Origin of the sequence: Microcoleus sp. Pol7_A1 (genome assembly GCF_036701085.1) — a bacterium.
GTDB lineage: Bacteria > Cyanobacteriota > Cyanobacteriia > Cyanobacteriales > Microcoleaceae > Microcoleus > Microcoleus asticus.
Genome location: NZ_JAUBQD010000007.1, coordinates 130,863 through 157,088, shown reverse-complemented (window position 1 = coordinate 157,088; position 26,226 = coordinate 130,863). Strand labels below are relative to the sequence as shown.

Sequence of the window (26,226 nt, the reverse complement as noted above, 5' to 3'; positions counted from 1 at the left end):
GTAACATTCTACGAATTACTAACAGGAAAGTTACCGTTCCAAACAGACGATCCAATGGATTTGGTACACTGCCACCTTGCCAAACAGCCAGTGGCAGCCTCAAGAGTTAACAATAGCGTTCCATTGGTGCTGTCTGAGATTGTCAGCAAACTGATGGCGAAGAATGCTGAAGGTCGCTATCAAAGCGCGCTGGGACTCAAGTACGACTTAGAAACTTGCTTATCCCAGTGGCAAGAGACAGGGGCGCTGACTAACTTTAAAATAGGGCAGCGAGATTTGTGCGATCGCTTCATCATCCCCGAAAAATTATACGGTAGAGAAAGCGAAGTATTCTCCCTGCTAGCGGCGTTTGACCGCGTGAGTGCAGGTAGCGCCGAAATGATGCTCGTTGCAGGTTTCTCCGGCATTGGTAAAACCGCTGTTGTCAACGAAGTTCACAAACCCATAGTTCGGCAGCGCGGCTACTTTATTAAAGGCAAATTTGACCAATTCCAACGCAACCTTCCCTTTAGTGCATTTGTCCAAGCTTTTCGCGATTTAATGGTACAATTGCTATCGGAAACAGATGCTAAAGTTGAACAATGCAGGTTAGAAATATTGACAGCTTTGGGCGATAGCGCTGGGGCGATAATTGAAGTCATTCCCGAACTCGAACGTATTATCGGGCAGCAACCGCCAGTCCCAGAACTTTCTGGCAGTGCCGCTCAAAATCGCTTTAATTTGTTGTTTGAAAAGTTTATTAAAGTATTCACAATAAAAGAACATCCCTTAGTAATTTTCCTGGACGATTTGCAATGGGCAGACTCAGCATCGTTAAAATTAATTCAACTGCTGATGAGTGCTACAGAACACCGCTATCTCTTATTAATTGGAGCTTATCGGGATAACGAAGTATTTCCAGCGCATCCATTAATGCTGACTTTATCAGAGATTCAAAAAACTGAAGCAAAGGTAAATACTATTACCTTAGCTCCGCTCGATCGAGCCGACGTAAATAGTTTAGTTGCCGATACTCTAGCTTGTTCTACAGCCTTGGCTCTACCTTTGACAGAACTCGTTTATCAGAAAACCCTAGGCAATCCATTTTTTAGCACACAATTTCTCAAATCTTTGCATGAAGATGGGCTAATTGAATTTAATTGTGAAGCTCGGTATTGGCAGTGCGATATTTCTAGAGTGCGCACCTTGGCACTAACGGATGATGTAGTAGAATTCATGGCACTTCAGTTGCGAAAGTTGCCACTTCAAACACAGTCAGTTTTAAAGTTAGCTGCTTGTATTGGCAATCAGTTCGATTTGGCGACCTTAGCAATTGTTGATGAAAATTCGCCAGTAGAAACCGCATCCGCTTTATGGAAGGCGCTGCAAGAAGGGCTAATTTTACCCATTAGTGAAATTTATAAGTTTTATCAAGCAGAGGGGAATAGCGAATCTGTAATCGGGAATGGTCAGGAATTTGACCACTTATCAATTACCCACGACCAATTACCCAAATACAAGTTTTTACACGATCGCGTTCAACAAGCTGCCTATTCCCTAATTCCCGATGACCAAAAACAGGCGACTCATTACCAAATCGGACAACTGCTGCTGCAACAGATTTCCGCAGAAGCAAGAGAAGACCGTATTTTTGAAATCGTCAATCAATTAAATCACGGAACTGCTTTAATTACCCAACCAACTCAACGAGAAGAATTAGCCCAACTCAATTTAATTGCCTGTCGCAAAGCTAAAACTTCAACCGCCTATCAAGCAGCGCATGAATATGCGACAGTGGGATTGTCTCTTTTGGGAAAAAACACTTGGCAGCAGCAGTATGAAATGACCCTCGCCTTATATGAATTAGCTGCGGAAGTAGCAATGCTAAACGGTAACTTTGAGGCGATGGAACAGTTCATTGATATTGTCATTCAACAGGCACGCTCGTTACCTGAAAAAGTCAATGTTTACTGCATTAGAATTCAATCTCATATTTCCCAAAGTAAACTGACATCAGCGATCGCGCTCGCCCAACCAGTCTTACAACAGCTTGGTGTCACCTTTCCTGAAACACCGACACCATCAGATATTCAACAGGAAATCCAACAGATTGAGGAACTCATTGGAGATCGGGAAATCGCTGATTTGGTTCACTTGCCTGAAATGAGGGATGCAGAAAAACTCGGTACTCTTAAAATTATCAATATCATTATCCCAGCCGCTTACCTCACTGGCTCTGCGCTGTACCCATTGCTGAATAGTTTCTCCGTTAAACTATCAATTCAGTACGGTAACACATCGACTTCTGCTTTAGGCTATGCAACCTATGGCAACATTCTCTGCAATTTCTTACAAATAGATACAGGATCGCAGTTTGGTTCCCTGGCACTCCAGGTTATTTCAAAACTCGATGCCAAAGCAAGTAAAACAGATGTTTTGATGATTTTGGGGATATTTATTGTACACCGCAAATCTCACATTAAAGAAACACTACCCCTCTTGCAAGAGGGTTACACCAGCGCCCTAGAATTTGGAAATCTGGTACTTGCTGGATATAATGGGCACACTTTTTGTCTCAATTCTTTTTGGTGCAGTCAACCCCTGGCTACCTTAGAGCAGGATATTTGCGCCTACTGCCATAGTTTGATGCAATTAAATCAATTGACAACCGCAAATTATTGCCGGATCTATTGGCAACCTGTTTTAAATCTGCTAGGTCTTGCAGAACATACCACCCTTTTGTCTGGAAAAGCCCTTGAAGAAACAGAATTTATCCAGCAGCTACAGTCTGCCAAAGATGGATATGGATTGTATATTTTCCATTTGTATAAACTAATGCTTTGTTTCTTGTTTGGAGAAATTGAGCTAGCTAAAAATCATGCTATTGAAGTCAGGCGCTATTTTATGGCTGGTGCGGGATTAGTCACCGAACCAGTATTTTATCTTTATGATTCTCTGTTAACTTTGGCACAATTAAATCCACAGTTAGATGAAGCATCAGAAGCATTGCAGGGTGTAATAGAAAACCAAACAAAGTTACAGCAATGGGCGTATCATGCACCCATGAATTATCAACATAAGGTTGATTTGGTAGAGGCGGAAAAATGTCGAGTGTTAGGACAAAAAGTCAAAGCAACTGAGTTTTACGACAAGGCGATTTCTCTTGCCAGAGCCAACGAATATATGCAAGAAGAAGCACTTGCTAACGAACTGGCGGCAAAGTTCTACCTAGATTGGGGCAAAGAGCGCATAGCTGGGGAATACATGACCCAAGGCTACTATGCCTACGCTCGTTGGGGTGCAAAAGCCAAAGTCGCTGACTTAGAAGCTCGCTATCCTCAACTACTTACACCTATATTAGAGCAAACCCGTTCTCCTCTCTCCGCTCACGAAATTCTCTTGACATTGGGTAGTGTCACCTCCACCAGTTCGGCCACATCCAGTAGTAGTGTTTCTGTGGCTTTAGATTTAGGTACTATTCTCAAAGCTTCCCAAGCAATATCCCGTGAAATAGACCTCAAAAAACTACTGACATCGTTGCTTTCGATCGCCATAGAAAATGCAGGAGCCGATAAGTGTGTGTTAATGCTCTTGCAAGACGATCGACTGTTAATTAAAGGGTCGATTACTCTGGGGACAGAGCCCGTCGTGTTGCAACAGCTTCCCATTGAAAACAGTCAGGATCTTCCCTTAAAACTAATCTACAAAGTCAAGCATAACCAGCAGACTACTGTGCTACTTGATGCGACGGCCGATCCGACTTTAGCTAACGATCCATATATCATTAATCAGCAACCCAAGAGTATTTTGTGTAACCCGATTTTGCATCAAGGTAAGTTAATAGGCATTTTATATCTAGAAAATAATTTAATAACTGGAGCATTCACGAGCGATCGCGTCACCATCCTCAACATCCTGTGCTCGCAAGCTGCAATTTCCCTACAGAACGCCCGACTGTATCAGCAATCCCAGGAATATGCCCAAAAACTAGAGCTTTATCTTCACGATCTCAAACAGATGCAGTTGCAATTGGTGCAGGGTGAGAAGATGTCTGCACTCGGAAATTTAGTCGCAGGGGTAGCCCACGAAATTAACAATCCCGTAGGTTTTATTGCCGGCAACTTACAGCCAGCTCAAGAATACCTACAAGATTTGTTCGAGCTAATCGATGTATATCAAGATAGTTTTCCCAAGCCAGGAGCTAAAGTTGAAGAAAAAATTGAAGATATAGACTTGGAGTATTTGCGAGAAGATTTGCCGAAATTGATTGGCTCGATGCAGGAGGGAGTCGATCGCATCCGCAATATCAGTACGAGTTTGAGAACGTTTTCGAGGGCAGATAGCGATCGACCAATTGCTTTCAATATTCACGACGGACTAGAGAGCACTTTGCTGATTCTCAAGCACCGTTTAAAAGCCAGCGAGTTCCGCCCTGCCATTGAAGTTGTGAAAGAGTATGGCAACTTGCCTCTAGTGAAATGCTTTGCCGGACAGTTAAACCAGGTATTTATGAATGTACTGGCCAATGCCATTGACGCTTTGGAGGAGTCAAATAAGGAGCGCAGTTTTAGTGAAATTAAAGCCCTACCCAACCAAATTACGGTTCAAACTGCTCTGAGCGAATCCAACAATCAGGTTTTGATTCGCATTAAGGATAATGGAGTGGGGATGTCGAACGAAATCAAGGAAAACATCTTTAACCACTTATTCACAACCAAGTCTGTGGGTCAAGGAACCGGATTGGGATTGTCTATAGCCCGTCAAATTGTTGTGGAAAAACATGGAGGTACATTAGTAGTGAATTCCTCCATCGGACAGGGTTCGGAGTTTGTGATTTGTATTCCGGGGTGAGCAGTTGCTAGTAGGTCTTTAGGACAATTAGCGCCGCTTAGTAAGAAGAAACATACGGATATTCCGGGTTTCTATATCCCCATGCGTTTAGGAATGAAATTGTGAGTTGTAAGCTGTGAAACGTAATTTTTCCTATTGGCGTCCAATATTGTCAGCCTCGATTTTACCCGTACTGGCGATCGCCCCGTCTTTGCTCTGGAATCAACCCGGAATAGCACAAGAGGGGGAGAGGGCTGGGTTGATTGATGCTTCGAGAACCCGCCAGGGAATGAATTCCCTGCCTGATAGCGAAAGTCGGTTAAAACTGAGATGTTGCAGCATTGTCAATAAGCCTTTTATGAACGGGCAAGATGCCGGTTCCACAAGAAAATCTACTCTTCGCTTCACAGGCATCTTGCCTGTTCTTGAGAATGGTGCAAGATGTGAGTTAAAACCGACTGAAATATTGAGCGATACTTCTCTTGAGAAAACTTCAGCTATGAGACAGGAGTTTCAACCCCTGTCGGACTATAGGCTTTTGGCTCAATCCCTACCGCCAGCTTCCATAATCAAACAAGGTGGTCAAGTGTCTCTCAACGGCCGCATCCTTCCCCTAGCTTGGACTCAGCAGGCGGAAAACAGCACTTCTGCGAATTTCCGAACTTGGATTGCTGATGTTGGATTGATGCAAAGTGCGGGAGTGGATTTGCTCAGCAGCGCCGACAGTGCCAAACAACCGGTGCAGTGGTTTTCGGTATCTTTAACTGACGCTCAAAGCTTAGCAGCGCGGGCAACGGGGCCCTATCGTTACTTAGATGTTACCGATTTTGCTAGACTTGCGGGCTGGCAGATATCTGTTGATGGGAATATTCTAAAAATTACGTCTCAAACTGCAAGTGTTACCGGAATTGAGCAAGCAGAAAAAGAATGGGGCGATCGCATTGTTGTAGATCTCGATCGACCGACTCCGTGGCAAGTCAACTTTGTCGATAAACCAAGCCCGTCGCCGACACCCGCACCCAACCCGCCCGACGACCCCACAAAGCCCGCTATCCCACTGCCAAACCTCCGCACAGAGCCAAACCTCGAAACACCAGACGACCCGACCAAACCCGCCCTGCCGCTGCAAATAACACCCGCAGCGCCGATCGCCGGTCAAGAATGGTCGATCGCGATCGATGCCAAAGTCGCTCCCGCCTTACTTCAGAACACTTTTCAAACCAGCAAACAATTGCTATCACTAAAAGTCGAACCTGAGGGCGCTCAAACCCGAGTCAAAGTGAAGATTCCTTTAGGTTGGCGGCCGCAAGTTTTCAGCCTGGGAAATCCCAATCGATTAGTTATCGACATTCGGCCAGATTCGTTAGTAGAAAAAAACATTCTTTGGGCGCCGGGTGTGCAGTGGCGGCAGCAGTATCAAATTTTAGGAACGGCTCGTTTTCCAGTAGTTTGGCTAGAAGTGAATCCGCGTCAATCCGGTGTAAAACTTCGACCAATTCTCAGCAATCCGCCGACCGAGCAAGGCACTGCACCTTTATTGCAAACAGCAGAAGTGTCGGGTGCGGCTGCGGCGATTAATGCAGGTTTTTTCAATCGCATTAATCGGTTATCTTTAGGGGCAATTCGGCGGGACAATAAATGGCTTTCCGGGCCGATATTGAACCGGGGGGCGATCGCCTGGAACGATCGGGGAGAATTTGCGATCGATCGTTTAACTTTGCAAGAAACTGTAATAACTCCGGCAAATCAAACTTTGCCAGTTTCTCATCTCAATAGTGCCTACGTACAACCGGGAATCGGTCGCTACAATTCTGATTGGGGAACAACTTATACTCCGTTGTCTGGCAATGAAATAGTTGTGACAGTTGCGGACGATAGAGTTGTCAGCCAATCCCCCGGAGGTGCGGCGGGAACAATAACTTTTCCCATTCCAGCTAACGGTTATATTTTGGTTTTACGTTCCGATGTTTTCCCTGCATCTGAACTATCCATCGGCACTTTATTGCGTTTAGAAACTAACACTTTTCCTGCTGATTTCAACCGTTTTCCGTACATTCTCGGCGGCGGGCCGGTGTTGGTACAAAACAGTCGAGTTGTGCTGGATGCGAAGGCGGAAGGGTTTAGCGATGCCTATGTTAGACAGACAGCAATTAGAAGTGCGATCGGGCGAACTGCTGCGGGGAATTTGCTGATTGTAGCGGTGCACAATCGCGCGGGCGGGGCGGGGCCAAATTTCGCAGAACTGGCGCAGATATTGCAGCAAATGGGTGCTGTGGAGGCTTTAAATTTGGATGGGGGAAGTTCGACGAGTTTGTATTTGGGAGGTAGTTTGCTCGATCGACCTCCGTCTACGGCTGCGAGAGTTCATAATGCGATCGGTATTTTCATTCAACCATAAACCGTACCACCACCGAACAAACTCAAAAAACTCTTAGCCCCCCCTTAGCAAGGGGGGGTTGGGGGGGTTAAAGAACCAAAAGACCAACAAAAAAATCCTATATAACAATGACAAAGCTCTACAACATAACCTCAGAAAAATTCAAGCGACAGAAGCTTCGCACAGAAATGACAGAAGCTGAAAAGCGACTATGGGAACATATTAGAAACAGACGGCTTGAAAATTGTAAATTTCGCAGACAATATAGTGTAGCAGCATTTGTGCTAGATTTCTACTCACCGGAAATCAAGTTAGCACTAGAAGTTGATGGTGACAGCCATTTTGTGGAGGGCGCTGTAGAATATGATGCAGAAAGGCCTGCCTTTATTGAGTCGGCAAGAATTAAATTTTTGAGGTTTACTAATGAGGATGTTTATCATAATTTGGATGGGGTTTTAGAGGTTATTGTAGAGGGGATTAAATCGCTAAGAACTTCGGGTGTTTTACCCCCCCCCCAGCCCCCCCTTGCTAAGGGGGGGAGTAAGAGTTAGAAAGGTAGATTAGATTCAATCGTTGAGAACATCGGGTATTTTACCCCCCCCAGCCCCCCCTTGCTAAGGGGGGGAGTAAGAGTTAGCCCCTTGCTAAGGGGGGGAGTAAGAGTTAGCCCCTTGCTAAGGGGGGGAGTAAAATTTTCTATAATCCCAAATCGAGCGGCTTGTTTGTATGTGATGATAACGGGATATTCCCCGCGCAATTTGCAGGGTCAAGACCCGTTTTTGGCGGTTTTACAAAATGATGCGGTTCCTGTGCGCGATCGCACTTCTGCCATTCCCAAGCAGCTAGTCACAGTTATCGATCGCGCTTTAATTGACAATCCTGAAATTTATTATAAAAGTGCAGCGGAATTTAAACAAGCCCTATTCAATATTATATCGTAAATTATGGTTCGACTAGCAATAGGTTTTCAGAAACCCGGTTTATTGAATAAACCGGGTTTCTTGGTATGCTCAATCTGCCATCACAGACAACACATACTCTCCTTGATTTACTGACTGATTTGTCGAAACATCAAAAATGAAAACATCCGACTCAGCACCAACATCAACCAAACTCGGAAATTCCCCATTCTTATTAAAGCTGAGAATTTGATAAAGCCGATCGCCCTTTTTGACATAACTACCCAACTGCACTCGATTTTGAATCATTCCGCCCGCCGGCGCGTAGTATTTGTTCACCGAATTTTTGGGGGTGAAAATAACTTGATGATTCGCAGTTTCCGGGAGAGGAAATCCATCTATTGTCAATAAACCCTTACTTGCTAAGTAATTTTTGATGCCCCGCAAGCCATTCGCCACCGACTCGGCATTCATTTCCATCCCCGAACCTAATTCTAAAGTCCAAGCTTCCACGTCAAATTTAATCGCACTTCCCAACTCTGCCAAAATCTTCTCCAAAGCCAGCCAAGGCTTGATAAACGCCTCGTCAAAAGCATCGCCATCGTACTCGTCAAACAAGATTGTGCGATCGAGCAAAAAAGCTTTTGCACTGTCCTGGCGGGAATTAAAACAGTAAAGGTAATCTAAACTTTGATTCGTAGAACTGTGTAAGTCCAGCACATAGTCAGCATCCAAACACAAAGATTGTAGCTGATATCGGTAAAGTTCGCTGTAGGGGCGGCAGCTAGGAGCGTTAATTTTTGCCAACTCTTTCGCAAAACTCAAAGCAATCGCTTTTCTGTAATTAACTTTGACAGTATCGGCATCGAGATGGAGGTGAGACTTAGCAAAACCCAGAATATCTTCACCTTGCTTTTCAAAATCCCAGAAAATTCGGTTCCAATTTACCCCATCATAAAGATTGTACCGACCAGGGGAAAAATGGTGCGATCGCTGACTGACACCCACAGGATTGCAAACAGGAACTAGCCAAATTTCGCCGCTTAACTGGCTGCTGTCCAAAGACCTTAAAAACTCAATTAATTGGTAAATCACCGCATTACCGCTAATCTCAGCACCGTGGAGGTTAGATTGGAGATAAGCTTTTTTGCCGGGAATCGCACCTTGGAACTGATAGACTTGCAATGAAAGCCGATCGCCCGAAGCAAGCTGCACCACAGGAATAGTCGAAATAACTGGAATCATAGAGAATGAAGAAGGAAGAAGGAAGAGGGAAGAGGGAAGAGGGAAAAAGGAAGAGAGAAGAGGGCAAAAATTTTTTTCTTTATTCTGCCAACTGCTAACTGCCAACTGCCAACAGACTTATTCCTTCATAGCCGATTTGCTGACGAAGGTCTAAAATCAATACAGTCTTCTGCTGACTTGCTTTCAGCAAGATTTAAGCATACTTACCCTGAAACCTTATAATAATCCTTGTGCCAGACACTGCCCAGAACCGCCCAGAGCTGGATCTGAAGACCATATTTCCCTTCGAGCTAGATAACTTTCAGAGAGAGGCGATCGCCGCCCTCGATGCAGGTAAATCCGTTGTCGTGTGCGCTCCCACAGGCTCTGGGAAAACGTTAATCGGGGAATACGCCATCCATCAAGCACTCTCCAGGAGGCGGCGCGTCTTCTACACCACTCCCCTCAAAGCACTCTCCAACCAAAAGCTGCGCGACTTCCGCAATCAATTTGGAGACGACAACGTAGGTTTGCTGACGGGCGACATCTCCGTCAATCGAGATGCGCCGATTTTGGTGATGACTACCGAAATATTTCGGAATATGCTCTACGGTACGCCGATCGGAGAAGTCGGTACTTCCCTCACCGGAGTCGAAACCGTGGTGCTCGACGAGTGTCACTACATGAACGATCGCCAGCGCGGTACCGTCTGGGAAGAATCGATCATCTACTGTTCGAGCGAAATTCAACTGCTCGCCCTCTCAGCAACCGTTGCCAATAGCGAGCAACTCACAGACTGGATTAACAAAGTCCACGGGCCCACAGAGCTCGTCTACTCAGACTTTCGGCCAGTGCCGCTGCAATTCCACTTCGCCAACCAAAAAGGGATATTTCCCCTGCTAGACGAGACTGGCAAAAGAGCGAATGTCCGGTTAGTCCCCAAAAAGAAGCAGCAAAAAGTAGAAAGAGGCAGCATCCCCACTCCGAGTTTGACCGATGTTTTGGCCCGGTTGGACGATCGAGATATGCTACCAGCAATTTACTTCATCTTCAGCCGTCGCGGGTGCGACCAAGCAGTCGCAGAAGTCGGCAATTTCTCCCTGGTTAACGAAGCCGAAACAGCCGAACTCAAACGCATCATTGACGATTTTTTACAGCGAAACCCAGAAGCAGAACGCTTCGGTCAAAAAGAAGCACTTTTAAAAGGCATCGCCGCCCACCACGCAGGCATTTTGCCCGCTTGGAAAGGTTTAGTAGAAGAACTCTTTGGCAGAGGTTTGATTAAAGTCGTATTTGCCACCGAAACCCTAGCAGCCGGGATTAATATGCCCGCCCGCACCACAGTCATTTCCACCCTGTCCAAGCGCACCGACAAGGGACACCGACTGCTAAACGCTTCAGAATTCCTGCAAATGGCCGGTCGGGCGGGTCGGCGGGGCATGGACAAGCTGGGGCACGTCGTAGCAGTTCAGACGCGCTTTGAAGGCGCAAAAGAAGCCTCGTATTTGGCAACAGCCAAAGCCGACCCCCTCGCCAGTCAGTTTACGCCCAGCTACGGCATGGTGCTGAATTTGCTGCAAACACACACTCTCGACGAAGCTCAAGAGTTGGTAGAGCGGAGTTTCGGTCAATACCTGTCTACCTTGTACTTGCAGCCGCAGCAAGAAGAATTAGACCGATTGCAAACAGAATTGGAGGTGCTGGAAGAGTCCCTGGCGGCCGGAGGAAATGTCTCCACCCTGGAAAAACACCTCGCCCATTACGAAAAATTGCAGGGAAGACTCAAAGAAGATAAACGTTTGCTGAAAACTTTATTGCAGCAAGCTGAAGAAGCCAGATTTAAGGAGATGTCCGTAGCTGTGGCTTTTGCAGTGCTCGGCACGGTTATGAGTCTCAAAGGCAAGCACGTTCCGACAGCCAAACGATCGCACACAAATCCTGTACCCGCCGTATTGGTTGCCAAAATCGCAGGTTCCGGCCAAGCACCAAATTTGGTGTGCTTGGGCAAAGATAACCGCTGGTATGTCGTCGCCATTAGCGATGTCGCTACCCTGCACGCCGAATTACCCCGCTTGACCGTTGCAGATACCTTGAACCCGCCGTCGGAAATGCCCTTAAGACTCGGCCAGTGTCGCTTGGCAAATGAAGAAACTGCTTCAATTGCTGCATCGATCCCAGAATTGCCCGCACCGGAACCGAGCCCAGAGGCGATCGAGCAACAGCAGAAAATCGCAGCCCTAGAAGCTCAGCTAGAAATTCACCCGGTTCTAGAATGGGGCAATCCCGGTACTTTGCTCAAACGCCAGCGCCGCCGGGAAGAATTGAAAAAAGAAATCCGCAAAAGCGAACAAGAGTTAGAAAAGCAGCGAGCTCGCTACTGGGAGCAATTTCTCAACTTAATCGACATCTTGCTGAATTTCGGCTGCTTGGAAAGAGTAGTTTCGGCAACTGGAAACCGAGATGAATCCTCCGACAGGTTGGTGCCCACAATCTTGGGCCAAGCTTGCGCCGCCATTCGCGGCGATAACGAACTGTGGCTGGGTTTGTCGCTGATGTCTGCGGAGTTTGACGAACTCGACCCCCACCACCTCGCTGCTGCTTGCGCGGCCTTAGTTACAGAAGTTTCCAGGCCGGACAGTTGGACTCACTACTCGCTGTCGCCAGAAGTTTTGGCACCTTTGGACAATCTGCAAAAAGGCCTGCGCCGCCGGTTGTTTCAAGTTCAGTACCGCCACGAAGCTGCGATCCCGATTTGGCTGGAACGGGATTTAGTGACTTTGGTCGAGCAGTGGGCTCTAGGCGTTGAATGGCTGGAACTGATTAGCCATACGAGTTTGGATGAAGGGGATGTGGTGCGGATTTTGCGCCGGACTTTGGATTTCTTGTCTCAGATTCCTCATGTTCCTCATGTTTCGGATTCTTTGCGGAGGAATGCTTGTCGCGCGATGCAGTTAATCGATCGATTCCCGGTGAATGAAGCTGCAACTTAGAAAATTGTTGACAGTTGACAGTTGACAGTTGGCTGTTGACAGTTGGCTGTTGACAGTTGGCTGTAAGCTGTCCGGCATCTAAATTGTATTTGGGGTTTTTCAATCCAAATGGACGCAGATTTTAATCGAGAATCTAAAACCCAAAATCTAAAATCGATCTATCGCACTTTTTCCTGATTCAGGTTGCAGGACAGGATAGAAAATTGTATGGTGCGGATCGAAAGCTCTTAATTGTTATTGAATTTTTATTTAGCGGTGTGGTGAGTAATTCTCATATTTATGCAACAAATCAATAAGCCTCATCAAATGCCTGATGCCTGCTCCCAGGTTCAAAAAATTCGCTTTTTCACTTTCTTGCAAAGAGTCTTAATTGGAACTCTAGCGAGTACGTTACTCAATCTCTTCATCCTATTTCCTTCTCCGAGTTTCGCAGAAGTAGTTCTTGGCGTTGTTCGCAGTTCCGAGAATTCTCCCGACTGGGTGAAGATTACCACGCGCCTCTGGGAAAGCGGCATTGCTTACAAACCAATCAATCTGGAAGAAATCAAAAATGCGGCGGATTTAGCAGGCGTTAACGTGCTTTTTTTGCCCAACATTGAAACTTTGACTCCGGCACAAATTAAAGTTTTAGAAGCTTGGGCCTCCCAGGGCGGTCGCTTGATTGCTTCGGGCCCCGTCGGCCGCAGTTCCCCGGCCTTGGTGCGCCAATCTTTGCGATCGCTCCTCGGGGCCTATTGGGCTTTTCCGTTAACGCAGCCGGCGACCCCGCAACCGCGCAGCCGCTGTCGGGATCTGGCTTGCACTACTTCTAGCAGTTGGGTGCCACCAGAACAAAAAAATGCCTCAGTCCAAGGCGGTGTCTTGATTCCGGCTGATGCGAACAGTCAAACTATTGCTACTTGGAAAGATAGTTCCGGTTCCTCCGCAGCCATCGCCACGGAGCGCGCTACATATCTCGGCTGGCGCTGGGGTAGCGACGGTTCGGCAAATGTAGATAAGGCTTGGCTGCAAGCCTCGATCGCCCGCTGGGGAGGCACAATAGCTTCGCAGCCTGTAGCACCGCCCACTACTGCCGCGACCCCACTACCAAATCCCCCCTCCAGAGTCACTAGAAACACGCCTAGTTCGCCGCGCAGTACCCCGCTGAGCGGACTTTCTCCCTCGGGTGCGCTTTCCGATCCAGTACCTGCAACTTTTACAGACCCTTCCGATCAGTCTGCGCCGGCGGGTTTGGACGTGCAGGCAAATTCCAATAAGCCGATCGTCAGCATTGAAGCGTATTTGATGCGCCAAGAACTCACCAACCTCCTCGGCAGGTTTGAAAGCGCCCTGACAGCAGCTAATTCAGCCAATACCGCCGTCAATCTCAATGCGGCTACCCCCCCTCAACTGGTGGCTGCAAGTAACAGTGCCGGCGGCCCGGCAGCCAGCCGCACGCCTGTTCTGCAAGGGGCAACGGCGCGGGCGATCGCCCAAGCGCGGCAGGTTTTGCAAACTTTTGACCAACTGCTGCAAGAGCAAAACTACGCGGAGGCTAGAAAGCAGTGGGTGGAAGCGCGGCAGTTGCTGTGGCAAAATTACCCCCAGGAAGGGCAGCGCGTTGGGGCTGAAATTCGGGCGGTTTGGCTCGATCGCGGTACGATCGTCGCAGCGCGATCTGAACAGGGTTTGGCCGCAGTGTTCGATCGGCTTGCCGCCGCCGGTATCAACACCGTTTTCTTTGAAACTTTGAATGCCGGATATACGATTTATCCGAGTCAAGTTGCACCGCAACAAAATCCCCTGACTGTTGGCTGGGACCCGCTGGCATCTGCAGTTAAATTAGCCCACGAGCGAGGCATGGAACTGCACGCTTGGGTTTGGGTTTTTGCTACAGGAAATAAGCGCCACAATACTTTAATTGGCCAGCCTAGTTCTTATCCCGGGCCGGTGCTTTCCGCTCATCCACAGTGGGCAAATATTGACAATAAAGGACGCACGCAACATCCTAACGATGGTAAATTTTATCTCGATCCTGCTAACCCGGAAGCGCGGAATTATGTGCTGCAAATTGTCAGCGAAATTGCCAACAACTACAAAGTAGATGGGGTACAATTAGACTATATTCGCTATCCTTTTCAAGATGACAATGCGAATTTTACTTACGGTTACGGTATTGCGGCGAGGCAGCAATTTAGGCAGTTGACTGGTGCAGATCCGGTGAATATTTCCCCCAGGGACGGCAGTTTGTGGCGGCAGTGGGTTGAGTTTAAGACTAATCAAATTAATAGTTTTGTAGCTGAAGTTTCTCAGCTTTTGCGGCAGAATTATCCGCGCACAATTCTGTCGGTGGCGGTGTTTCCGCACCCGGAAAGTCAGCGGATTTACAAAATTCAGCAAAATTGGGAAGTTTGGGCTCGTCAAGGCATTGTAGATTTGATTGTGCCGATGACTTATGCTTTGGATACGAACCGACTTCAGCGCATCACCGAACCGCTGGTAAAGGAACAAATTCTCGGTTCGGCTTTGATTTCTCCGTCGGTTAAGTTGTTGACTCTCCCGGAAGTTGTGGCGATCGACCAAATTCAAGCTTTGCGCGATTTGCCGACTGGGGGCTATGCTATTTTTGCGGTGGAAAGTATCAGCAGCGCGATGCAGGGGTTTTTTAACCGCACTCAAGGCCGGCCGGTGCGTTCCACTTCTGCTGCGGAGCCGATTCCTTACCGGCAGCCGTTTGCAGCGGCTGCTTCGCGCTATACTGCTCTCAAGCAGGAATGGAGTTTTTTGTTGGCGAACAATCAGTTGCGGGTGTCGGAATCTGAACTGAAAGTTTTGGAAAGTCGATCGGATGAATTGGCGCAAGCTTTGAGCAAATTGGCGGCAAATCCTTCAACGGAAAGTTTAGCAACTGCTAAAAGATTGTTAAGAAGTTTTCAATCTCAATTTCAATCTTCGATGCGCTTGCATTCTGCAGAAAATAGCTATCAAGTTCAAACTTGGCAAAATCGTTTGGAGAGTTTGGATATGCTGTTACGTTACGGCGAAAGGATGGAGTTGAATCGCAGGTAAATGCAGGTTTTTATGGTGCGCGCGGCTGTGGATAGGGCGATCGTACTCTCCCTTTCCGCAGAAATACGCTATAGTAATTTAAATTCATACCTGTACTGTTGTCAGTAACTTACAATCCCAGTCCTGCGCTCATAGTAATTTCCATTGCCTGGAATAAGTAGGCGGTGTACATGATAAAACACTTTTCAGGGAAGCGCTTTATTATGTCCGCTCTAACAACCACAATAGACTTGAATTGCAGGTATGCGCTCTCCTATATTGAAATACCTCTGCGTTGCATCTGCGCTTTATTTTTCAATACCAAAAATATATGCAATAAGCCTCATAAACTTGGGCGATGAACCCGGTTTCTACGAAAAAATTCTGGTTAAATAACGAGAAATCCAGAAATAAACCGGGTTTCTGAGGTCACGCACTCCAAACAAATAAACCCCGCCTTTTAACACTTATCAATTACCAATTACTAATTACAAATTACGATTACAAATCTGTACCTAACTCACTTGATAATTGCCATAGGATAAATATGTTTCCTACACCGCTCAATCGCTTTGTTACCAGAATTATCGGCAAAGTTCCATTACAAACTGTGCTAGTAGTTCCTTTTTTAGTGCAAATTGTCGGCATCGTAGGAGTTGTAGGTTGGCTGTCGTTCCAAAACGGTCAGCGGGCGGTCAACGATGTGGCCGCTCAGTTGCGGGGAGAAATTAGCGATCGCATCAAAGACCGCATTGAAAATTATATGTCAATTCCCCACATTGTCAATCACCTGAACGTTCAAGGTATAAAATTGGGGCAGTTGAGCCTAGAAGAAAAACAAAAACTAGAACTTCATTTCCTCGAACAAATTCAATATTTTGATTCGATCAGCATCATTTACACAGCCACAGAAAATGGAGACCACTCGGGAGCAATCCGCACTAAAGATCGGACTTTGATATCTGCTGCTGACAGCTCTACTGGCAATAAATTAGCTCGATATACTGCTGACTCTCAGGGAAACCGCGTTCAATTAGTGGAAATTTCACCCGATATTTACGACCCGCGAGTTCGCCCTTGGTACATAGCAGCAGTAGCGGCAAAAAAACCTATTTGGAGTCAAATTTATACGGATTTTTTGACTCGGGAACTGGCAATTACTGCTGCTTTGCCTATCTACGACGACGCGGGCAAACTGTTAGGAGTAGCTGGCAGCGATTTGCTCTTTTCCCGAATCAAAGAATTTCTCGTCAACCTCAAAATTGGCAAGTCGGGGCAAACTTTTGTGATGGAGCGATCGGGGATGTTAATTGCCACTTCAACGGCGAGTCAAGAATTCGTGGTGGAAGGTAAAGAAACAAGACGCATCAAAGCTTCAAAAAGCGAGAATCCGGTAATTCGCCAAACCGCACAGTATTTAGAGAAATCCTACGATAACTTAGCTAAAATTTCTAATTCTCAACAGCTTAGTTTTGATGTTGACGGCAAGAAAAATTTTATTCAGGTAGCTCCTTTTAAAGACGATCGAGGGTTGGATTGGCTGATTGTAGTAGTTGTACCCGAGTCCGATTTTATGGAGCAAATTAACCTCAACACGCGCACGACTTTTTTGTTGTCGGTTGCAGCTTTAATTGGGGCGGCAATTCTGGGAATTTTTACTGCTAAATGGGTAGTTCAGCCGATTTTAAGATTGAATGCGGCGGCGAAAGCTTTGGCGAGGAATGAATGGGATACAAAGCTCATTCTGAGTCGCGAAGATGAACTCGGAGAACTTGCTGCTGCTTTTAACAGCATGGCAGAGCAATTGCAGCATTCATTTACTTCCCTATCGGAAAGCGAAAGCCGAGTCAAACAATTTCTCGATGCAGTACCGCTAGGCATTTTTATTGCAGAGCCAAACGGTCAACCTCACTACATTAACCCTACAGGAGAGAAACTTTTATCTCAAGGAATTGTGCCAGCAGATGCCGAAAGCTTGCGCCAATTATACCGAGTTTATTTAGCTGGAACTCAGGAAATTTACCCGGCGGAACGCGACCCTATTTTAAATGCTTTGCAGGGCAAAAGTGTCACTGTTGATGACATTGAAATCTCATCCAATAACAAAACTGTTCCCCTGCAAATTTGGGGAACTCCTATTTACGACGCTCAAGAAAATATTATTTACGGAATGTGCGCTTTTCAAGATATTACAAAACGCAAACTAGCGGAGAAAGTATTAAGGGAATACAACCACAATTTAGCAGTGCAAGTTGCAGAACGCACCGCCGATCTTGCCAAAGCAAAAGAAAAATTTTCTAAAGCTTTTCGTTCTAGTCCGAATGCGATTACGATCACGAGAATCTGTGACGGCTGCCACTTAGAAGTTAATGATAGTTTTTGCCGGATGATGGGCTACAGTCAGGAAGAAATTATCGGTAAAACAGCGGTGCAGCTCAATTTCTGGGCGAGTTTGGGAGAGCGCGATCGCATGATTCAAATGTTAAAAGACAAGACGGCTATTCACAATTACGAACTGAGGTTTCGCAATAGAAAGGGTACAGAAAGGACGGCGCTGCTGTCGATAGAAACCATCGATATTGACGGAGAAGCTTGTTTTTTGTCGATTTCTAGCGATATTACCGATCGCCAACAAGCAGAAACTGCCCTCCGGGAAGCAGAAGAAAAGTACCGCAACATTTATGAAAATGCTTTGAATGGAATCTTTCAAACTGCTAGTGACGGGAAATACATCAGCGCTAATCCCGGTTTAGCTCAGCTTTACGGTTACGAATCGCCCGCAGAATTAATAGCAGCACAGCCCAATTTCAAGAACCAGCTTTACGTGAAACCCAACCGCCACGACGAATTTACAGCGCTGATCGACGAGTACGGGATACTATCAAACTTTGAATCGGAAATTTACCGCAAAGATGGCAGCATAATCTGGATTTCTGAAAATTGTCGCGCTGTCTGCGATGAAGCAGGAAATTTACTTTACTACGAAGGTTTTATTAAAGACATTACTGATAACAAACAAGCGGAAATCAAAATGCAGCAGGCGAAAGAAGCGGCGGAAGCAGCAAACAAAGCTAAGAGTACGTTTCTCGCCAATATGAGCCACGAATTGCGATCGCCCCTGAACGCGGTTATCGGCTTTGCTCAAGTCATGATGCGCAGTAAAACTCTGTCTCCTGAAAATCAAGAAGATGTCGCAATTATCCTGCGCAGCGGCGAACATTTGCTGGCTTTAATTAACCAAGTTTTAGATTTGTCAAAAATCGAAGCTGGACGCACTACTGTCTATGAAAAAAACTTCGATTTGTACAGGCTGCTCGACGATTTAGAAGATATGTTTGCTCTCAAAGCTGAGGAAAAAGGCTTGCAATTAGTGTTCGAGCGGGACGCGGAAGTGCCCCATTATATTTGTACTGATGAAGTGAAATTGCGCCAAGTTTTAATTAATTTGCTCAACAATGCAATTAAATTCACTTCACAAGGCGGAGTCTCGATGCAAATCAAAGGAGGAAGGCGGGGTGTAGACCAAAATAGCCGCGATCGATTGCCCGATCGCTACTCGCTACATTTTGAAGTTCAAGATACCGGTGCAGGCATTGCTCCTGATGAAATCCATCAGTTGTTTGAAGCATTCGTGCAGACAAAAACAGGTAAAGATTCTCAGGAAGGAACGGGTTTAGGTTTAGCGATCAGCCGCCAGTTCGTGCAATTAATGGGAGGTGAAATTACTGTTGCCAGCCACCTCGGAAAGGGTGCAGTATTTCAGTTTGATATCCAAGTTCATCTGGTTGAAGCTGGTGATATTGAAAGCAAAAAAACTCAACGTCGAGTGATTGCCCTCGAACCGAATCAGCCAAGTTATCGCTTGCTAATTGTGGACGACAAACCTTTGAACCGCCAACTGTTGGTAAAACTTCTCAGTCCACTCGGATTTGAGTTAAGAGAAGCTAATAACGGTAAAGAAGCGGTGGATATTTTTATGGAGTGGGAACCGCATCTGATTTGGATGGACATGAGAATGCCCGTGATGGATGGCTACGAGGCAACGAAACAAATTAAAACTACAACTGGCGGGCAAGCAACGGCGATTGTTGCCCTGACTGCTAGCGTTTTGGAGGAAGAACGGGCGGTGATTCTTTCGGCTGGTTGCGATGATTTTATGCGGAAACCATTCCGAGAGGAGGATATTTTTGTGGCAATGGGAAAACATTTAGGAGTACGCTATATTTATGAAGATCCAAGCGCAGTCAGTGGGGCAGGTGTAGGGGAGTCAAGTCAGGAGGTGCTGACACCGGAGGCTTTTGCCTCTCTTTCTCCAGACTGGATAGCCCAATTCAAGCAAAATATTTTGAGTGTGGACATGGACGCGATCGCCAGTTCGATCGCACAAATCCGCACTGTCAACTCTTCTCTTGCGGACACGCTTCAAGATTGCATTAATAATTTTGAATATGACAGAATTCTGAACATAATCGAGATCAGCGAGAACCAGTAAATACCCGATGACTTCTACTTTACCGAACACCAATCGAGCTAATATTTTAGTAGTGGACGACACTCCAGAAAACCTGCGGCTGCTGACAGGAATTTTGAGCGAAAAAGGCTATCAAGTTCGCCCGGTTCCCAACGGCAAGCTAGCATTGTCAGCAGCCCAAAAAATACCCCCGGATATAGTGCTGCTGGATATTATGATGCCGGAGATGGACGGTTATGAAGTTTGTCAGCAGCTCAAAGATTCTGAAGTCACAAAAGACGTTCCGGTGATTTTCATCAGTGCAATTAACGACGTGATGGATAAAGTTAAAGCTTTTGGCGTTGGCGGAGTAGACTTTATTACTAAACCGTTTCAGGTTGAAGAAGTTTTAGCCAGAATAGAAACTCATTTAAAAATTTGTTCGCTGCAACAAACTTTGCAAGAAAAAAATCAAGATTTAGCAACTGCGATCCACCAACTGCAAGCCACCCAAGAGCATTTGGTTCAATCGGAAAAAATGGCAGCCCTGGGACAACTGATTGCCGGCATTGCCCATGAAATCAATACTCCACTGGGCATTATAGGTTCGTCTATTAATAATATAGCTAATTTTGGAGACGAGTTTTTAGAAAAAATGCCCCAAATTTTTCAAAACCTTTCTGAAGAAAGCCAAGCTTATTTTTTAACTTTGCTGTATAGATCTACCCATCAAGAAACTTTATTTACCAGCAAAGAGAAGCGGAAATTCAAGCAGAAGTTGACGGGGGTTCTGATGGCAGAATCTGTTGAAAACCCGGAAGACATTGCCGATACTTTAGTTGACATGGAAATCTACGAAAACATAGAAAACTTGTTGCCACTTTTTAAATTGCCGGATTGGGAAGTAGTTTTAAATACTGCTTACCAGTTTGCTAGCTTTAAAAAAAGTATTAGCCTGATCCAAAGAGCGACAGCGAAGTCGGGCAAAGTAGTATTTGCTTTGAAAACCTACGCTCATTTCGATAGCAAACAAGAAAAAGTCCAGGCGAACTTGCACGACGGCATTGAAACTGTGTTAACGCTTTATCAAAATCAACTTAAACACGGTATAGAAGTAGTTAAAAATTATGGAGATTTACCCAAAATTATGTGCTATCCAGATGACTTAAATCAAGTTTGGACGAATCTCGTTCACAATGCCCTGCAAGCAATGGATTATAAAGGTATTTTGACAATTGAAACTCAGCAGGAAGAGGCAAATATTTTCCTCAAATTTACTGATAACGGCAAAGGCATTCCCCCCGAAGTTATTCCCAAAATTTTTCAGCCATTTTTTACGACTAAATCTGCGGGCGAAGGTAGCGGTTTGGGATTGGATATTGTGAGAAAAATTGTTGAAAAACACGAAGGCACAATTGCTGTAGCTTCTGTACCGGGGCAGACAACTTTTACAGTCTCGTTGCCTATCTATTAAACAAAAATTATCTGTAGGGGTCTGATTCCCGGTGAAACTCGTTGCTGTCTCCCTGACAAAGACAAGATTTAGGGCGATAAACCGAGTTTCTGTTCGGAAGTCCTATTAAAATAATACCACTTTTAAAAAAAATGTAACTGTAGGCAAGTTCCCAACCCTTATGAAATTAGTCGTTCCGCATCTCAAACCTCAAATCTCAAATCTCAAATGGTATAAGATAGGGGACAGATATCGTGCATCCTCGTCCGAAATCAATAATGTAGAAGCAAGTCATGTCGGTAAACCACTAAAATTAAAGCAGAGAGGAAAAGATGAATAAGCCTGTAATTCTTTGCGTTGACGATGAACCAGATATCTTGAATACTCTCAAGATGCAGCTAAAAAATGAATTTAAAAATGATTACTTTTATGAATTAGCGGAAAGCGGTGATGAAGCTTTAGATTTACTTGAGGATTTTCCAGAAGAAGCTCAGGTAATTGTGGTTGTATCTGATTGGCTGATGCCCGGAATCAAAGGTGACGAACTTTTAATTAAAGTTCACCAAAAATATCCTAAAATTATTAAGGTGATGTTGACGAGACAAGCTGATGCAGCGGCACTTCAGCGGGCAGTAGAAGAAGCCGATTTATACTGTTGTTTGTACAAGCCGTGGCAAAGCAAAGACTTAATAAATATTATAAAATCTGGGCTGGCTAAGTTATGAAAAAACCTGTGATTGTTTGTATTGATGATGAACCTGACGTTTTGAACAGTTTAAAGATTGAACTAAAAAAGGCGATCGGCGATCGGTGTATTATTGAAACGGCTGAAGGGGGCGCTGATGCTTTAGAGTTGCTGGCAGATTTGCAGGCGGATGAATACGAGATTGCTTTGGTGCTTTCCGATTATATCATGCCGGATATTAAAGGGGACGAACTGCTCCGAAAAATTCACGAAAACTCGCCGGAGACGCTGACGATTATGCTGACCGGGCAAGCAGATTTGGAAGCTTTGAGCAATGCTATCAAGTATGCTAAATTGTACCGTTATATCCCTAAACCTTGGCAAAATGAAGACTTAAAATTAACCGTAGTAGAAGCAGTTCACAGTTATTTGCAAGATCAAAAGTTAACAGATGAAATTCATAAGCGCCAAGAAGTAAACGAGGAGTTAAAGCTAGTAAATGAGGCGCTGTCTGCGAGTGAAAGCCGCCTGAGGCAATTTTTAGAAGCTTTGCCAGTGGGGGTATCTGTTTATAATCCCGACGGCTCGATCGCCTATTTCAACCAGACAGCGCGGGAATTGCTGGGTGCAGACACTATCCCGGAAAGCACTGCGGAACAATTAGCTGCAACTTATCAACTTTATGTTGCCAATACTGATGAGCTTTACCCGCCGGATAATCTGCCAATTTTGCGTGCACTGAAAGGAGAATTTGTCAAGGTTGACGATGTAGAAATCTGTCAAGATGGCAAAAGAATTGCGATCGAGATCAATACCACGCCGATTTTTGACGCTAGCGGAAATGTTGCTTATGCGATCGCAGCTTTTCAAGATATTAGCGATCGCAAACAAGCCGAAAAAATACTAGCAGATTACCAGCGCACCTTAGAAGCTCAAATTGACGAACGCACAGAACAACTGCAACAAGCCGCATTAGCTGCTGAAGCAGCAAACACAGCTAAAAGCACGTTTCTTGCCAATATGAGCCACGAGTTGCGCACCCCTCTCAATTCCATACTCGGCTTTGCGCAAATCATGGAGCCCAGCCCGAATCTTACTCTGGAAAACCGAGAAAATATGAGAATTATTCGCCGTAGTGGCGAACACTTGCTGACCTTGATTAATGAAGTCTTAGACTTGTCAAAAATCGAAGCGGGGCGGATGACGATCGACCCGAAAATTTTCGATCTCTACCGCTTGCTTGACGATTTGCAAGATATGTTTCAACTGCGGGCACAAAATCAAGAATTGCAGTTGCTTTTCCAGCGCGATCCTGACGTTCCCCAGTACGTGCGAACCGATGATACTAAACTGCGGCAAGTGCTGATTAATCTTCTCAGTAATGCGATTCAATTTACGCAATCAGGCGAGATTATTTTAAAAGTTACAAAGTTAGAAAAGTCGGGATTTATTAATTTATTAGATAGTCCAATATCTTGCTTTTATGCGACAAGAAGTATTCGGAACTTTTCGAGAAATAGCAGTGATTTTGAAATAGTTGATTTGAGGGAGGAGGCGGAGGATTTAACTGTTCCGGGTTTTTTCCTTCAGTTTAAAATAGAAGATACAGGAGTTGGCATTGCTCCGGAAGAACTGGACAATATTTTTAAGGCATTTGTGCAAACAGCTTCCGGTCAAAAAAATCATAAAGGCACGGGTTTAGGATTAAATATAAGCCGTCAATTTGTCCGCCTCATGGGAGGAGAAATCGTCGTAGAGAGTCAACTGGAACTCGGCACTACTTTTAAATTTGAAATTCCAGTCGATGCGGTTTATGATGCTGATATTCCAGCCCTGCAAATTAACCGCGAAGTTACTGGGTTGGAACCTAATCAACCGTGCTACCGGATTTTAATTGTGGACGATCGCGAAGACAACCGCCAACTTTTAGTCAAAATGCTTTCTCCCTTGGGTTTCGGGCTGCAACAAGCCACCAACGGCCGCGAAGCAATAGAAATGTGCGGAAATTGGCACCCGCACTTAATTTTGATGGATGTGCGAATGCCAGTGATGGACGGCTATGAAGCTACTAAAAAAATTAAGGCGAGTATACAGCAGAGAGAGCAAGAACTGCAAAAAAATGGGGAAATTAATATTTCCGATCCTGAATCCCCAATTCCCAAGATTATTGCTTTGACAGCTAGTACAATTGAAGGACGGCGATCGTTTGCTTTATTGGTCGGCTGCGACGATTTTATTAGCAAACCTTTCTGCAAAAAAGATATATTTGATACCCTCAACAAGCATTTGGGGGTGAAGTATGTCTACTCTAACTCAACGGACTTTATCTCAACAGGCGATCGAAATAATCTATCTGCTTCACCCTCTAATGCTGGGCTTGCTTGTTTGCCCAAACTTCCCGCAGAATGGATAAACAACATTAAGCAGGTAATCCGCAGTGCTGATTTTGACTTAATTTCCAGGACAATCGAGGGAATAAGGGATGCTCATCCTGAATTTGCCGAAATCCTCCAGGGTCATCTCGATAATTTTGATTACCAGAAAATTTTCAATGTAATTACCGAGACGGAGGAATCAGATAATGCAGATCGAGGCGGAACAAACTGAAAACTATCAAGCAGATATTTTAGTAGTTGACGATACGCCAGATAATCTGCGTTTGTTGATTAGAATTCTGCAAAAAAACGGCTATAAAGTTCGACCTGTTACTAATGGTTTTTCTGCCCTAGATGCGATTGAATCTAGCGCACCAGATTTGATTTTACTAGATATTATGATGCCGGATATTGACGGCTACGAACTCTGTCAAAAACTGAAATCAGATCCGCAATTTAGGGAAATTCCCATCATTTTTCTCAGCGCGCTAGAAGAAGGAATAAATAAGGCAAAAGCTTTTGAAGTGGGCGGAGCAGATTATATCACAAAACCTTTTCAGGTGAAAGAAGTATTGGCGCGAGTGAGCAATCAACTTACTGTGCGTTCATTGCAAATGCAATTGCAAGAAAAAAATCAAAAATTGACCGATCAAAACTTCCGGTTGCACCAGGAAATCGCTGAGCGCCGCCAGGTTGAAATGGAAACGAGATTGCTGCTGAAGGCTACTCAAGCTATTAGCAAATCTGAGGATTTTGAGTCTGCTATAGATGTGATTTTAGGTTTAATTTGCCAAACTATTGAATGGAATCTGGGCGAAGCTTGGATTCCTTGCAGTGACGGCTTTTTAAAATGCGCTACAGGCAGGTACATCAGCGACTTGAGTTTTGCGGAATTCCGAGAAAAAAGTTGGCAGTTAATTTTTGCTCCCGGTGTGGGACTCCCGGGGAGGATTTGGCAGTCGCAGCAGTGTGAATGGATCGAGGATGTTTCTACTGCACCGGAACAAGTTTTTTTGCGCTCTGAAATCGCGGTGAAGGTGGGATTAAAAGCGGCTTTTGGAGTGCCGATTTTGGCGGACAACCAAGTGTTAGCTATTTTGATTTTTTATCGCGAGAAAGTTCTGAAAGGTCAGCCGCGGTTGTTGGAATTAGTGAGCGCGGTTGCTACGCAGCTCGGTTCGCTGATTCAGCGGAAACAAGCTGAGGCAGCGCTGAAATTGCAGCAAGAGCAAACAGAGAAATTGCTGCTGAATATTTTACCGAAACCTATTGCCGAGCGCTTGCAAAAAGAGCGAAAGTTGATAGCAGATCATTTTGATGAGGTGAGCGTATTGTTTGCTGATTTGGTGGGTTTTACAGAGTTTTCTTCTCACAAAAGTCCGACCCAGTTGGTAGAAATTTTGAACGGAATTTTCTCGGAATTCGATCGGTTGTCGGAGTTGCACGGGTTGGAAAAGATTAAGACTATTGGGGATGCTTACATGGTGGTTGGGGGTTTGCCGACGCCGCGGGAAGATCACTCTGAGGCGATCGCACTTTTAGCTTTGGAGATGCAGGCAGCTTTGAAGAGGTTTAATGTCAAAATGGGAGAAAATTTTCAATTGCGGATCGGCATTCACAGCGGTTCGGTGGTGGCGGGGATTATTGGGATTAGCAAATTTAGCTATGATTTGTGGGGGGATACTGTTAATGTTGCTTCGCGGATGGAGTCGAACGGATTGCCGGGTAAAATTCAAGTGACGGTGCAGACTTACGAGCGTTTGAAAGAGCAGTTTGTTTTTGAAGAACGGGGTCATATCCCGGTTAAAGGTAAAGGAAGAATCCTGACTTACTGGTTGATTGAAGCACAAAATAAATTTTTGTGATTTTTAGAGGTTAATTTCAATTAATATCTAAATTAAATTAAATTTGCACTTTCAGGAGGGCTAATCCTTTGC

At 45.3% G+C, this 26,226-nt stretch carries 12 protein-coding genes; 11 read left to right on the top strand and 1 reads right to left on the bottom strand.

The features are described from left to right. The 4 genes from QUA20_RS07085 to QUA20_RS07070 form a co-directional block, all read left to right on the top strand. Window positions 1-4,830, top strand: a 4,830-nt coding sequence (locus QUA20_RS07085; RefSeq protein ID WP_445304650.1) for a trifunctional serine/threonine-protein kinase/ATP-binding protein/sensor histidine kinase, incomplete at its 5' end; no start/stop codon positions are given. A 115-nt stretch (window positions 4,831-4,945) separates the two neighbouring features. Then, the gene (locus QUA20_RS07080) at window positions 4,946-7,207 is read left to right on the top strand and encodes a phosphodiester glycosidase family protein (protein WP_333186962.1); all 2,262 of its coding nucleotides are present in this window, start codon (window positions 4,946-4,948) and stop codon (window positions 7,205-7,207) included. A gap of 107 nt (window positions 7,208-7,314) precedes the next feature. Then, the gene (locus tag QUA20_RS07075; protein WP_333186959.1) at window positions 7,315-7,737 is read left to right on the top strand and encodes an endonuclease domain-containing protein; all 423 of its coding nucleotides are present in this window, start codon (window positions 7,315-7,317) and stop codon (window positions 7,735-7,737) included. A 180-nt stretch (window positions 7,738-7,917) separates the two neighbouring features. Further along, the gene (locus QUA20_RS07070) at window positions 7,918-8,127 is read left to right on the top strand and encodes a hypothetical protein (protein WP_333186974.1); all 210 of its coding nucleotides are present in this window, start codon (window positions 7,918-7,920) and stop codon (window positions 8,125-8,127) included. 69 nt (window positions 8,128-8,196) lie between these two features. Here the strand turns inward: QUA20_RS07070 and QUA20_RS07065 are convergent, their stop codons facing one another. Further along, window positions 8,197-9,330: a succinylglutamate desuccinylase/aspartoacylase family protein gene (locus QUA20_RS07065; RefSeq protein WP_333186956.1), complete on the bottom strand. Its 1,134-nt coding sequence runs from the start codon at window positions 9,328-9,330 to the stop codon at window positions 8,197-8,199. Between the two features lie 230 nt (window positions 9,331-9,560). On the opposite strand from QUA20_RS07065, the gene QUA20_RS07060 reads away from it, so the two are divergent. The 7 genes from QUA20_RS07060 to QUA20_RS07030 all read left to right on the top strand — a co-directional run bounded on the left by QUA20_RS07060 (window position 9,561) and on the right by QUA20_RS07030 (window position 26,154). Next, window positions 9,561-12,299 (top strand): DEAD/DEAH box helicase, encoded by a 2,739-nt coding sequence (locus tag QUA20_RS07060; RefSeq protein ID WP_333186954.1) that lies wholly within the window; start codon window positions 9,561-9,563, stop codon window positions 12,297-12,299. A gap of 306 nt (window positions 12,300-12,605) precedes the next feature. Beyond that, window positions 12,606-15,347 (top strand): family 10 glycosylhydrolase, encoded by a 2,742-nt coding sequence (locus QUA20_RS07055; RefSeq protein WP_445304651.1) that lies wholly within the window; start codon window positions 12,606-12,608, stop codon window positions 15,345-15,347. 526 nt (window positions 15,348-15,873) lie between these two features. Continuing rightward, complete coding sequence (locus QUA20_RS07050) at window positions 15,874-19,818, top strand: PAS domain S-box protein (protein ID WP_333186950.1); 3,945 nt, start codon at window positions 15,874-15,876, stop codon at window positions 19,816-19,818. A 7-nt stretch (window positions 19,819-19,825) separates the two neighbouring features. Further along, entirely contained in the window at window positions 19,826-21,250 is a 1,425-nt protein-coding gene (locus tag QUA20_RS07045) for a response regulator (RefSeq protein WP_333186947.1), read from the top strand. Window positions 21,251-21,561: 311 nt separating this feature from the next. Continuing rightward, window positions 21,562-21,954 carry a response regulator gene (locus QUA20_RS07040; RefSeq protein WP_333186944.1) on the top strand — a complete coding sequence of 131 codons (393 nt, stop codon included), beginning with the start codon at window positions 21,562-21,564 and terminating at the stop codon, window positions 21,952-21,954. Next, window positions 21,951-24,521 (top strand): response regulator, encoded by a 2,571-nt coding sequence (locus QUA20_RS07035; protein WP_333186941.1) that lies wholly within the window; start codon window positions 21,951-21,953, stop codon window positions 24,519-24,521. The genes QUA20_RS07040 and QUA20_RS07035 overlap by 4 nt, the downstream gene beginning before the upstream one ends. Then, window positions 24,496-26,154: an adenylate/guanylate cyclase domain-containing protein gene (locus QUA20_RS07030; RefSeq protein ID WP_333186939.1), complete on the top strand. Its 1,659-nt coding sequence runs from the start codon at window positions 24,496-24,498 to the stop codon at window positions 26,152-26,154. Before QUA20_RS07035 ends, QUA20_RS07030 begins: the two co-directional genes overlap by 26 nt. Window positions 26,155-26,226: the final 72 nt, after the last annotated feature.

What these genes read in the sequence shown, in the direction of transcription:
- QUA20_RS07075 (WP_333186959.1), top strand. Translation starts at nt 7,315, where the DNA reads ATGACAAAGCTCTACAACATAACCTCAGAAAAATTCAAGCGACAGAAG.
- QUA20_RS07070 (WP_333186974.1), top strand. Translation starts at nt 7,918, where the DNA reads ATGATAACGGGATATTCCCCGCGCAATTTGCAGGGTCAAGACCCGTTT.
- QUA20_RS07065 (WP_333186956.1), bottom strand. Translation starts at nt 9,330, where the DNA reads ATGATTCCAGTTATTTCGACTATTCCTGTGGTGCAGCTTGCTTCGGGC.
- QUA20_RS07055 (WP_445304651.1), top strand. Translation starts at nt 12,606, where the DNA reads ATGCCTGATGCCTGCTCCCAGGTTCAAAAAATTCGCTTTTTCACTTTC.
- QUA20_RS07050 (WP_333186950.1), top strand. Translation starts at nt 15,874, where the DNA reads ATGTTTCCTACACCGCTCAATCGCTTTGTTACCAGAATTATCGGCAAA.
- QUA20_RS07045 (WP_333186947.1), top strand. Translation starts at nt 19,826, where the DNA reads ATGACTTCTACTTTACCGAACACCAATCGAGCTAATATTTTAGTAGTG.
- QUA20_RS07040 (WP_333186944.1), top strand. Translation starts at nt 21,562, where the DNA reads ATGAATAAGCCTGTAATTCTTTGCGTTGACGATGAACCAGATATCTTG.
- QUA20_RS07035 (WP_333186941.1), top strand. Translation starts at nt 21,951, where the DNA reads ATGAAAAAACCTGTGATTGTTTGTATTGATGATGAACCTGACGTTTTG.
- QUA20_RS07030 (WP_333186939.1), top strand. Translation starts at nt 24,496, where the DNA reads ATGCAGATCGAGGCGGAACAAACTGAAAACTATCAAGCAGATATTTTA.